Here is a 12,692-nt window from a genome sequence, read left to right on the forward strand (position 1 = left end):
ATAATTGGATGAGGTTTTTTGCGGATTAGGGGGAATATTCCATCAAAATTTACAAAGATCACTCAACTATCTAACAACGCCTGTTCAGAGCAGGCATCTTTTATAGTATACTTTTGCGCCTTAATGTACGGCGATAATTATTCTATGACAACATCGATACTCACCCCCCCTTCTATTGATCATAGACAAACTTGGGGGCAACTTTATGGTTGTAGCCTTTCGTTGGCCATTGCCGAATTTTGTCAGCAACGAAACGGCATTAAGTTATTAATTACGCCGGATAATTTAGCAGCCGGGCAGCTTTTAGAGGAACTGCGCTTCTTTCTTAGTAAAGAAAACGCTCAAGAATTGCTTTTTTTCCCTGATTGGGAAACGCTCCCCTATGATCAATTTTCACCTCATCAAGATATCATCTCCGAACGCCTCTCAACGCTAAGCAGGCTGCAACAGAGCTCCAGTGCGATTGTAATTAGCTCGGTCAGCACGCTCATGCACAGGCTTTGCCCTCCTCAATTTTTACATCATCATGCCTTAGTATTAAAAGAAGGCCAAACCTTGAATTTGGACCATTTCCGCCATCAATTGACTCAAGCAGGTTATTACAGTGTCAATAAAGTGCTGGAGCATGGAGAGTTTGCGATTCGCGGTGCGATTATGGATGTTTATCCCATGGGAAGTTCAATGCCTTTTCGTATTGAATTATTTGATGACGAGATTGAAAGCTTGCGCCAATTCGATACAGAGACCCAACGAACGGTCAGCAAAATTTCTGAAATTCAAGTATTACCTGCGCGTGAATTTCCTTTAAACGAACAAAGTATAACTCAATTTCGCCGCGCCTTCAGAGAACAGTTTTCTGGCAATCCAAGTCAGTGTCCAATTTATGAGGCAGTGAGTGATGGCCAAATTCCCTCAGGGATTGAATATTATCTGCCCCTCTTTTTTGAAACCACAGCGACCTTTTTTGATTATTTACCTAAGGATGCTGCGGTTTGTTTGATTGAGGAAATTCCTGAACAAGCAGAGCAATTTTGGCAAGAATTATCGACGCGTTTTGAGCAGCGTAATTATGATATTTCACGGCCTATACTGCCAACAAATTCTTGCTTTTTAACGCCTACAGAATTACTAACTTATGCTAAACAATACCAGCAATTACGCTGCTATCATCAACCGATGGAAAAGAAAGGGAGTTTATTTAATTTTAATATTAATCAAGCGCCCGCCCTTCCTCTTGAGCGCCAAAATAATCAGCCCTTAACAAAGCTTTGTAATTATCTTGATGAAAAAGGAAAACGTTTTCTGCTAGTCGTTGAAAGTGCAGGTCGACGTGAAGTTTTATTGGATTTACTCAAGCAGAGTAAAATAGCGCCTAAAATTCAAGACAGTTGGTATGATTTTCTTAACGATGATGCACCAGTCAGCATCATTACGGCTCCCCTGATTTATGGTGCAGAACTTATCGCACAAAATATTGCGATTATTGTCGAAGCTCAATTGTTTGGTGAGCAAGCAACGCCGCAACGCAGAAGCAGTCAAAAGACTGTCGACCCTGATTTGATTATTCGTGATCTCGCCGAACTAAGAATCGGCGCTCCGGTTGTGCATTTACAATTTGGTGTAGGCCGTTATCAGGGACTCAAAACCCTTGAAAGTAACAATACTGCCAACGAATTTCTGATTTTAGCTTACGCTGGCGAAGATAAAATTTATGTTCCGGTTACTTCACTGCATTTTATTAGTCGTTACACTGGCATGGATAGCGAGCATGCACCGCTGCACAAGTTGGGTACTGACACCTGGCAAAAAGAAAAGAGAAAAGCCGCTGAAAAAATTCATGATGTGGCCATTGAGTTATTAGAAATATATGCAAAACGTGAAGCGGAGCCTGGGTTTGTTTATGAATTTCATCCCAGTGATTATCAGCGTTTCGCGGGTGGCTTTCCTTTTACCGAAACTCCGGACCAAATTCGAGCGGTTGAACAAATCATTAGGGATCTGCAGTCCTCTAAACCTATGGATCGACTCATTTGCGGTGATGTGGGCTTCGGTAAAACTGAGGTTGCTATGCGCGCTGCCTTTTTGGCCGTGCAAAATGACAAACAAGTCTGTGTTTTAGTTCCAACCACTCTTTTAGCCGGTCAACATTTTGAAACCTTTCGCGATCGCTTTGCGCAATTTCCAATTAATATCGAGTTATTGTCACGATTTCGTAGTGCTAAAGAGTCAGAAAAAGTTATTGAATCTTTAAAAGACGGACGTATTGATATCGTCATAGGTACGCATAAACTGTTTTCCAAAGACATTCGCTTTAAAAATCTTGGGTTACTGATTATCGATGAAGAGCATCGTTTTGGTGTCAAACAAAAAGAACACATCAAAGCTTTGCGAATTCATGTTGATATTTTATCCATGACAGCCACCCCTATTCCACGTACGCTGAACATGGCAATGGCAGGTATTCGGGACATCTCCCTCATCGCTACCCCACCGGCAAAACGACTGGCGGTGAAAACCTTCTGGCAAGAAAAAAATGACCCTATTTTGCGAGAAGCAATCTTGCGGGAAATTTTACGCGGGGGGCAAGTTTTTTTCCTTCATAATAATGTTCAAACTATCGAGCGAATCTGCCAAGAGTTGCAAACTTTAGTTCCTGAAGCGAAAGTCCGCAGCGCACATGGGCAAATGCGTGAACGCGAATTAGAACGGATTATGTCCGATTTTTATCATCATCGATTTAATGTCTTAGTCTGCACAACCATCATTGAAACCGGCATCGATATCCCGACAGCCAATACTATTATCATTGATCGAGCTGATAAATTTGGGTTAGCACAGCTCCATCAATTACGAGGCCGAGTGGGCCGCTCCCACCACCAAGCTTATGCCTATCTGCTTACACCCAATGAAAAACTACTTACCGCTGATGCCGTTAAACGCTTGGAAGCTATTGTTTCCTTAGAAGATTTAGGTGCAGGCTTTACCTTAGCAACGCACGATTTAGAAATACGTGGTGCAGGTGAATTATTAGGTGAAGATCAAAGTGGCAATATGCAAGCAATCGGTTTTAATCTTTTCATGGAAATGCTCGATAAAGCAGTCAATGATCTAAAAGCGGGGAAAACGCCTGAGTTAGCAACGCCGCTGCAACAAGGTCCTGAAATCGATTTACGTTTAAGCGCTATTCTTCCTGAGGATTATATTGCTGATGTTCATACACGGCTTATTATGTATAAACGCATCGCCAATGCAAAAGACAATGAACAGTTACGTGAATTACAGATTGAGATGATTGACCGATTTGGCCTACTACCACAATCCGCTAAACATTTGCTTTTAGTCACTGAACTTAAATTACTCGCTGGAAGGTTAGGCATTAATAAAATTAATGCTGCCCAACAGGCTGGAAAAATTGAGTTCGGCGAGAAACCTGAAATTGATCCGGGCGTATTGATTAATCTTATTCAGTTGCATGCGAAACGCTATCAAATGGAGGGCCCTACGCGTTTACGTTTTACTTTAGATAGTACTACGCATGAAGAGCGTATTCATGAGATTAAAAACTTGCTGCTTCAGCTTGCGAAGAAGGATTGACCCTCTCATGTCATCATTGGGATCGAAGTAAAGCAATGACGAGAAGGTATAGTTGGCGCGGTTAGGTGGAAAGCGTTGGGCCTTGGCCCAACTATCTTAGGTAATGAGCACGCACCAAAATTTATTAACGCGTACCACCAATCGTCAACGCATCAATCTTTAAAGTCGGCTGGCCAACACCAACGGGAACAGACTGACCATCCTTCCCACACACCCCGATTCCTCTATCGAGTGATAGATCATTACCAATCATCGAGATCTTTTTCATCACTTCAGGACCATTGCCAATCAAAGTAGCCCCTTTCACCGGTCTAGTGATTTTACCATCTTCAATGAGATAGGCTTCGCTGGCAGAAAACACAAATTGCCCGGAGGTGATATCCACTTGGCCGCCACCAAAATTGGCGGCATATAATCCGCGTTTCACTGAACGAATAATTTCCTCAGGAGAATGATTGCCGGCGAGCATATAAGTATTGGTCATACGTGGCATGGGTAAATGAGCATAGGATTCGCGTCGACAATTGCCGGTAGGCTTCATATTCATCAACTTTGCATTGAGCTTGTCTTGCATGTAGTTGACCAATACCCCATCATCAATTAGTGTGGTGTACTGAGACGGTGTACCCTCATCATCGATAGTCAGAGATCCTCGTCTATCCTTAAGCGTTCCGTCATCGACTACGGTTACCCCTTTTGCAGCGACTTGCTGGCCTAAGCGGCCAGAAAAAGCAGATAAGCCTTTACGATTAAAATCGCCTTCCAAACCATGTCCGACTGCTTCGTGAAGCAATACCCCAGGCCAACCAGGTCCTAAAACGACTGGCATCGTTCCTGCAGGAGCGTCTTGCGCCTCTAAATTAATTAAGGCTTCCCGCACGGCTTCACGTGCATAGTCAAGCGCCCTTTCTTCATCGGTGAAATAAGAATAAGCCACTCGACCACCGCCACCTGAACGCCCAGATTCACGACGCCCCTTATCCTCGACCATGACACTTACATTAATACTGACCAGTGGTCGTATGTCAGCGATCATCTTGCCATGCATACCCGCCACCATAACTACCTCATAACTGCCACTCAATGAGGCGTTAACTTGAATGACACGGTGATCAAGACGCCGAGCCTCGCGATCGATTGCTTCAAGCAGAGCAATTTTTTCAAGCTTAGTCATCCCTTCTATAGGATTTAAACCAGCATAACGAACAATGGGTGCGCTCGCGATTTGAATGGATTGTGTCGGCTTCACCCCAGCAAAAGCAATGGATTTCGCTGCTTCTGCAGCACGTTGCATTGTGGGTAATAAAATGTCATCGCAATAAGCATAGCCAGTCTTATCGCCACTGACTGCGCGAATTCCAACCCCGCGATCAATTGAAAAACTACCACTTTTGACTTCAGAATCCTCTAAATACCATGATTCATAGCTAGAGATTTGAAAATATAGATCCGCATCATCCACATGATGACTCATCATGGAATGAAGCAATTTTTCTAAAGTTGATTCATCTAATGAGGCAGGTTTTAATAATAAATCTTTTGCTAATGCTAGTGCCTGGGTCATAACTATTACCTTAAATAAACGTCATCGGTTTAAGAGCACATGATGCTCATTACTAGGAAACTGCTGTCGAAGTTGTTGTAGGCGCTGTAAATCAATATCAGCGATTATAATCCCTTCCCCAGTTTCTTGTTGAGCAACCACTTTACCCCAAGGCTCGATAACCATACTGTGCCCGTAAGTTTGTCGCCCATTTTCATGCTGTCCACCTTGATTGGGAGCGATGACATAGGACAGATTTTCAATAGCCCGCGCTCTTAATAAAACCTCCCAATGCGCAACGCCAGTGACTGCAGTAAAAGCAGAGGGGATACTAAGTAATTCAGCTCCTCTTTGTACTAATTGTCGATACAATTCAGGAAAACGCAGATCATAGCAAACACTTAATCCAACTTGCCCAATCGGTGTATCAACGACAACCAGCTCATCACCTCGGTCAACAGTCGACGATTCTTGATGCGCCTCTTGCGCAGAAACTCGCACATCAAAGAGATGAATTTTGTCATAGCGAGCAGCACATAATCCATTATTATCAAAAACCAAACAACTTGACCTTACTTTTTTATTTAGACTTTTAATGGGTAAAGTACCAGCAATTACCCATAAATCATATCGTTTAGCAAGCTGCCTCACTCGATCTTGAATTTCCCCTTCTCCGTATTTTTCTGCAAGATCTAATTTATCGTTTTCCTTCATACCCATAAAGGCGAAATTTTCTGGTAAAACCAATAAATCGGCTTGTTTTTCTTTCGCTTTAATAAAAAATTCCTCGACTTGCTGCAGATTATTTTTGACGGAAGCAGAAGAAATCATTTGTACTACAGCAACTTTGGGCATCACTAATCCATCTAAGCAGTTAAAATCACATAATTATCAGTGATTCGCTTGCAATCTTTCAACATTTATAGAAACAATTATATACCCTGGGTGAAAAAATATCCTTGCTAGGTAATAAAGTATGGTTATAAACTTGAAAAACCAACAAATCACCCCAACTATGCTACAATGAAACATATATAATCTGGAGTTACTGCATGAACAGAAATGACGTCACCATTTTAAATCAACGAAGTGAATCCGTACTTGCCACTAATAAAGTGTTGCGAAATACTTATTTACTTCTCAGCATGACCTTTTTATTCAGTACGTTCATGGCGTATCTTTCTTATGCCTACGCCGTTAGACCTCTGAATCCATTCCTTATGATTGGCGGTATCTACGGGTTAATGTTTCTAACACAAGCACTAAGAAACAGCCCCTTAGGTCTTTTGAGTGTTTTCGCTTTTACTGGCTTTTTAGGCTACTCGCTTGGCCCAGTTCTAAATCTTTACGTTTCCAATTTCTCCAACGGCCCTCAACTTATTGGTGCGGCTCTAGGTGGCACTGGAGTAATTTTCTTTGGTCTTTCCGGTTATGCACTAACAACTCGTAAAGATTTCAGCTACTTAGGTGGATTCCTCTTTGTTGGGGTGATGGTAGCTCTGCTTGCTATGATTGGAGGTATTTTCTTCCATATGCCAGCTTTACAACTTGCAATTTCTGCCGCGTTTGTGCTTATTTCTTCTGGACTTATTCTGTTCCAAACCAGTGAAATTATTCATGGAGGGGAAACGAATTACATTTCTGCGACCGTTTCATTATTCGTTTCCATCTATAACCTCTTTGTCAGCCTACTCAATCTCTTGAGTGCTTTTTCAGGTCGTGACTAAGATGTCTCCTCAAGCTGAATCCCGGTGAGTTTGCCGGGATTTTTTTGCTTCAAATTTCTACTAATCTTTCGACAAAAATAAATCTATTCGTTATTATGCAGCATTTAATTTCTAGAGATTTTTATGCTGTTTGCTATACAAGATATTATTAATCACAGTAGGGATGTTAGACTGCAATGCGGACAAACAATTCCAAAGCTCCACCATAAAAGACAATGGGAAGAAAATGAATCTTATTTAAGAGAAAAGGCCCAAGAATTTGCCGTAGATCAAACTAAAGAAAGCTTACAAAATTATGCGCACGCAATTCTTTTGGCGGCAAATTTTCTAAAGGCTAACAGTGATCATACAAAATCACGGTTGAAATTTCTCAGCCAACATCTAGAAGAATTACATAAACAAGCAGTCACTTTGCTACCTCAAGCCTCCCTTGAACTACCTTCAGAAATCAATGAACTTGAACTGTCGGAAAAAAAACGACAACTCGAAGAGATAAAAACTAATTTTAAAAATAAATTGAATGACTTAGCTTATATAACTTTGGATGATGAACAACCAACAGCAGCAACAATAGCCTTTTTAAATAGTCCTGAATTTCTAGCTCTAAAAAACTATAAAGCTAAGGTCTTAGATAAGGATAAACGCGATCATCATTTTTTTGGTATGAATTTTAAAGTCAAAAAGAAACATCAAGGGTTAGCAGTTTTAATTGAAGCCTTCGAGAATCAAAAAACGCTAGATGGAATTAATAATGTTATGAAAACTTTTTATAATACAAAAAATGATAGCAAATCACTTTATGATTTTCTTAATAAAGCACAAGGTTTTTTTACGTGGGTGGTACAAGATTTCTTTTTTTGGTTATTTGAGGCAAAGACCACGACCGTCGGTTTAATTGATTCTTTGGATGGTGTTTTACAAGCACTTAATGACAGTGATGAGGAAACAGAATTAGCTGTCTTTAGCAATATCAATCCAACATAAAATCCGGGGTAAGATTGCATGATCTAGGTTGGGCCTAGGCCTGGGAGATCTTCACTTTTTTTGGATAATATTTCGAGCCAAATCCATTGTATTCTGAAACCGTTCAGCCTGAGGAGGAGCGCCAGCGACGTCTCGATGGCCTGTCCTGAGGCACTCGAAGGGGGGCTTTGCACTAAAGGCTTCGAGACAGCGCTACGCGCACCCGAGCATCCTGAGGCTCTCGAAGGACTCAGCCCGAACGGATCGAGCTAGTGATTGGAGCAACACCTATTTTTGTTCAAAAAAAGTGACGATACCTCAGGGCCTAGGCCCATAGCCTGACGGCCACGGGGATTCGCTTAAAGCCCCCCTCATTTTGACTACTCCTCATTTTTTGATGATGACTCGATTTAAAATTTCATCATCAAAATAATCTTGTTTTTTCTCGTTTAAATGCAAATAAAGTGCAGAATTATAGATCGCATTAAATGTTTTAATACTTACTAACCAACAAATAAGTAGAAGCAAGCAGAGTGGAAGATTAATTGTGAGGTTAAGAGTGTACTGGGAATGTAAAAAGAAAGAAGCAAACAAATAAGCTAATCCACCCAACGCAACCAGTACTAAAAAGACTAGCAAATTTATTGAAACAATATTACGCCATCCCTTTCCGACTCTTCGGATGGATTTTTGAAAAGCTTTAATCGCATTAAGATTCTCATTTACCATAATAGGCAAAACAAAATGGGTGTTAACAGTCCAGGAAAAACCAAATAGTGTGGCAATCAGTTTGGCAAGCGCATCACTTAAATGTTCGAAACTGCTAAATAATACGGACAAAGTCGCAGATATCATTGTCCATTTAAGCAACGCTCCCGCTTTTTTAAGCGAAATAAGCATGGCTTGAAAAAGTGTGAGTCTGCCTCCTTGAAGACGTTGAATAACGCAAGCAACAAAGGCTGCATTAAATAAAACGGCAACAAAAGCTAATAGAAAATAGATAAGCACCAAGCCAATAATGAACATACTTTGATTGACTTGCAGATAAATCAACATTTTTATCAATGAGAACAGGAGAATAACTAGAGCAATGATGCTTAGTACTGGTAAAATAATTAAATCAGGATTTTTTTTAAGAAACTTTAAGCTAGATCGTAAAAAATAGCAGGAGTTTCGAAAGCCTTGAATGAGCAGCATGAGGATACCTTTGCAACAATAGGTTTTAACGTTAGTTTCAACGAAGTGTGGAAGTTAAAATCTTACCTAAGTTCTTATCTAGTTTGTAGTATAGCTTAGAGAACGCTGCCATCAAGCTAATGAATAAGGAAGCACTATGAATCAAAAAGTTTTTGTTAATCGCATACTAAATATGAAAAAAATCAAACTTATTGGTTTAGATATGGACCATACTCTTATTCGCTATGATTCAAAGAATTTTGAATCATTGGTTTATAAGCTGGTTGTTGACCAATTAATTGAAGAAAAACAATACCCGGAAGAAGTCAAAAAATTTAAATTTAATTTTGATGAGGCTATTCGTGGACTCATTATTGACAGTAAGAATGGCAATATTTTAAAGCTCAGCCGCTATGGAGCTATTCGTCATAGCTACCATGGCACGAAATTAATCAATTATGCGGAGCAAAAACAAATTTATCGCAGTACTTACGTCGATTTAAATGATCCTAATTATTTTGCTATTGATACTGCCTTTTCGATTGCTTTTTGTGTACTTTATAGTCAATTAATTGATTTAAAAGATGAATTAGTCCATGAGCTTCCAACTTACGCAAACATTGCTTTGGATGTGTTAAGTACCGTAGATAAAATTCATTCTGATGGTAGTTTGAAGCAGTGCATCAGCAAAAATTTGGAAGCTTATGTATTAAAAGAGAAGGAAGTAGTCGAGGGATTGCAACGGTATATTAATCTAGGTAAGAAAATTTTTCTTCTTACCAATTCCGAATTTTTTTATACCAAACTCCTTTTAGAATATGCGATTGATCCTTTTTTAGAAAAGGGTAAAAGCTGGAAAGATTTATTTGAATTTGTCATCACTTTGGCAAACAAACCTCGCTTTTTTTATGACAATCTTAAATTTTTGTCGATTAATCCTGAAAATGGAACCATGTCCAATGTGCAAGGTAAAATCCTTCCCGGTGTTTATCAAGGCGGCTGTGCTCGGAAATTTACAGATGATTTAGAAGTGAATGGGGATGAAATTCTCTATATCGGTGACCATATTTATGGTGACATTGTCAGATTGAAAAAGGATTGCAATTGGCGGACTGCGCTTGTTGTTGAAGAACTTGAACAAGAGATTCTCTCGCAAAAAAATGCGCTCCCCATTGAAAGAAAAATTGTTGCTTCGATGGAAATAAAAAAGCATTTGGAAGAAAAATACCTTGAACTTCACACCCAAGATATTGAAAAACACGAAAAAACCCATGCTAATGAAGTGAATGAATTACAGAAACAAATTACTTCAATTGATATAGAAATATCAAAGCTTTTACAAGAAGAACAAACCTTTTATAACCCTAAATGGGGACGCGTTTTTCGTGCTGGAGCAGAAGAAAGTTATTTTGCTCATCAGGTAGATCGTTTTGCTTGCGTATATATGGATAAACTCGCGGATCTCCTTGAGCAATCACCTCTTACTTATTTTCGTGCTCATAGGCGATTGTTAGCTCATGATTTTTTCCTGCAGCCGTAGGACCTGTAAAAATGAATTAGTGGGGCTAAGGGCCTATCTACACGGAATCCGCGGCCAATGCCGCGATTTCGCCAGATTGCACAACTCCACCTACTGGCCAGTTCCTGACCCCTTCGCGAAAGCGGAAGGGGCCAAAGCTGGACTCAAACCGTGGAACCTCCTTCATGAGAAGTGCTACTGCTTAATTGCTAAAATTTGTAATATTAATTTCCCCAATCGGTTCGAAAGGTTTATAAGTGCGCATGTCAATCGAAAACATCCCATAGCTAGTGTTATATTTATACCAACTGGGTTTGCTTGGTTTGGATATACCCACCATGTTGTCAGCTGCTCGACAAAGAGTAAGATAATCCGATGCATTTAATTCTTGTTTGCCTTTAGTGAAAGTAACTAATAAATCGGTATTGATCTTTCCAGGCTTCACTTCTGATTCAATTGCTGTAAATTCGAAATTGATATCAATATCTAACTCTTCCTTGAAAAAAGCTTTTATTTTTGCGCGAATGAATGCATTTCCAAATACAGTATAGTGAGCGTTTCCTTCTGTTGAAGTTATTGCTGAAAATTTAGCGCCAGATTTAAGTAAAATCGCCGCATAAATTAAGCTGTGTAACGGATTATTCGAATAAGTTGAAGGACCGTAAGTATCAAAAACACCATCAGCTTCACCTTGTCTCTCATACAATAGCTCCATAATGGAATCATCGTGCGGTAATTTGCCTTTTACAATCTCAATACCCGCATAGTTGCAGGTATGCCATCGGATTTCATTAGGTGATGCGCTAACCCCAATCAAAGTACATTTTTTTCCAAGTTCGCTTGCTAAATCAATTAAAAATTGACCCTTTCCCATACCAAGATCGATGACTACGGGCCTTGAGTCGGTGGGCAATTCAGCAAGGATATCTCGTCTATTAGTTGTGTCTTCACTGCTTAAAGTTGAACTTGTATTGCGAGCATGTAGTGTTTCAACTCTTTGTTTTCCCCGTCGATTAGGCCATTCTCGCTTTTTGTTAAATATTTCATCCTCTCCCTGCGTTGCAGTTTTCTGCGCTGAAACAACAACCACCTCCTTTTCTTTACCTTTTTGCCTTTTCTCTTTCATTGTTTCTACTCCATTTTTTATATTACAAAAAGGCATCTTATGTTTTTCGGCCGCTAAGATATAGGACGAAAATCGGACAGATAGGAAGTTGATGACCAGAGACCATGCCTTGTTTTTATTCTTATTGTATTTATTTTAACCAATTTATGTTATTATATCCTTGCTGTTAAATTTGCAAGGTTCATAATCTCATGAAAATACAACATAATTTCTCCCAAAATCCAAGTTTGGCTCACCATACCCTCTTAAACTCGATTTGTGCACCTTTAGAGACACTTGGTGTGCATTTTTTTGGTTATACAGCAGTGGATCAGGAAGGAAATGCATTTTGTTTGGGTTCAAAAGCAGATTATGCAACCGAATATCTTCGACGCAATCACGCACGCAATGATGTGCATGTTCATGCTGAAAAAGCTAAAAAGCAGTTCCATTATGATTTTTGGGATTATCTAGAGTTGAATAAGAACACCGAAGAGCTCTACCAAATGGCAGCAGCCTTTGATCAAGGTCATACGCTAACCATTAGCCAACACGATGATGATATGACGCATTGCTATCATTTCAGCGGTCGTTTGACCGATGATTCCATCAATCAACGTTATCTTGAAAAATTGGATTCTCTCCACGCTTTTATTAGTTATTTTAGAAACTGTATGAAAACGATACCTGAGCTTGCTGCTGTCTATAAGCTTCCCCTCAATATTGAGGATGCAGCAAAGCAACAGAAAAAAATCAACCTCATCCACTCTGATCCACGAAAAATCAATTTTGAAAAAGAAGCAAACAACAGACTCTATTTCAAGAATCAATCTCGTTATTACCTGACTCCAAAGGAACAAGAGTGTCTCCAATGGCTACGTTTAGGGAAATCAGCTTCACTGATTGCAGAAATTAAACAGGTTTCGCGTAAAACGATTGAGCGATACATTGAGTCCATTAAAGCAAAATATAATTGCCATACTATGATTCAGATTGGCGAGCAAATAGCCAAAAATGGTTTGACTACTTTTTTAGATCTTCAAGATGTAAGAGCGGCTTGAACAT

9 protein-coding genes are annotated in these 12,692 nt (G+C 39.8%); 5 read left to right on the plus strand and 4 right to left on the minus strand.

Going from position 1 to position 12,692, the window contains the following annotated elements; translation table 11 throughout:
• Positions 1-144: 144 nt before the first annotated feature.
• The gene (gene mfd / locus Ldro_RS09790) at positions 145-3,594 is read left to right on the plus strand and encodes a transcription-repair coupling factor (RefSeq protein WP_058496750.1); all 3,450 of its coding nucleotides are present in this window, start codon (positions 145-147) and stop codon (positions 3,592-3,594) included.
• 124 nt (positions 3,595-3,718) lie between these two features.
• On the opposite strand, the gene tldD is transcribed toward mfd, so the two are convergent.
• Both tldD and Ldro_RS09800 read right to left on the minus strand, forming a co-directional pair.
• The gene (tldD, locus tag Ldro_RS09795) at positions 3,719-5,158 is read right to left on the minus strand and encodes a metalloprotease TldD (RefSeq protein WP_058496240.1); all 1,440 of its coding nucleotides are present in this window, start codon (positions 5,156-5,158) and stop codon (positions 3,719-3,721) included.
• A gap of 21 nt (positions 5,159-5,179) precedes the next feature.
• A complete protein-coding gene (locus tag Ldro_RS09800) occupies positions 5,180-5,992 on the minus strand; it encodes a carbon-nitrogen hydrolase family protein (protein ID WP_058496241.1) in 813 nt (270 codons plus the stop codon).
• Positions 5,993-6,189: 197 nt separating this feature from the next.
• Here Ldro_RS09800 and Ldro_RS09805 point away from each other — a divergent pair, with 197 nt between their 5' ends.
• Both Ldro_RS09805 and Ldro_RS09810 read left to right on the plus strand, forming a co-directional pair.
• On the plus strand, positions 6,190-6,864 hold the full coding sequence (locus Ldro_RS09805; RefSeq protein ID WP_058496242.1) for a Bax inhibitor-1/YccA family protein: 675 nt from the start codon (positions 6,190-6,192) through the stop codon (positions 6,862-6,864).
• 123 nt (positions 6,865-6,987) lie between these two features.
• The gene (locus Ldro_RS09810; RefSeq protein ID WP_058496243.1) at positions 6,988-7,848 is read left to right on the plus strand and encodes a hypothetical protein; all 861 of its coding nucleotides are present in this window, start codon (positions 6,988-6,990) and stop codon (positions 7,846-7,848) included.
• Between the two features lie 366 nt (positions 7,849-8,214).
• Here the strand turns inward: Ldro_RS09810 and Ldro_RS09815 are convergent, their stop codons facing one another.
• Complete coding sequence (locus tag Ldro_RS09815) at positions 8,215-9,024, minus strand: DUF6159 family protein (protein ID WP_058496244.1); 810 nt, start codon at positions 9,022-9,024, stop codon at positions 8,215-8,217.
• A 136-nt stretch (positions 9,025-9,160) separates the two neighbouring features.
• Between Ldro_RS09815 and Ldro_RS09820 the strand changes: the two genes are divergently transcribed.
• The gene (locus tag Ldro_RS09820) at positions 9,161-10,543 is read left to right on the plus strand and encodes an HAD-IG family 5'-nucleotidase (RefSeq protein WP_058496245.1); all 1,383 of its coding nucleotides are present in this window, start codon (positions 9,161-9,163) and stop codon (positions 10,541-10,543) included.
• 181 nt (positions 10,544-10,724) lie between these two features.
• Here the strand turns inward: Ldro_RS09820 and Ldro_RS09825 are convergent, their stop codons facing one another.
• Positions 10,725-11,648, minus strand: coding sequence for a class I SAM-dependent methyltransferase (locus Ldro_RS09825; RefSeq protein WP_058496246.1), 924 nt, complete (start codon positions 11,646-11,648; stop codon positions 10,725-10,727).
• Positions 11,649-11,839: 191 nt separating this feature from the next.
• On the opposite strand from Ldro_RS09825, the gene Ldro_RS09830 reads away from it, so the two are divergent.
• On the plus strand, positions 11,840-12,688 hold the full coding sequence (locus tag Ldro_RS09830) for a helix-turn-helix transcriptional regulator (protein WP_058496247.1): 849 nt from the start codon (positions 11,840-11,842) through the stop codon (positions 12,686-12,688).
• Positions 12,689-12,692: the final 4 nt, after the last annotated feature.

This window comes from Legionella drozanskii LLAP-1 (genome assembly GCF_001467585.1).
GTDB lineage: Bacteria > Pseudomonadota > Gammaproteobacteria > Legionellales > Legionellaceae > Tatlockia > Tatlockia drozanskii.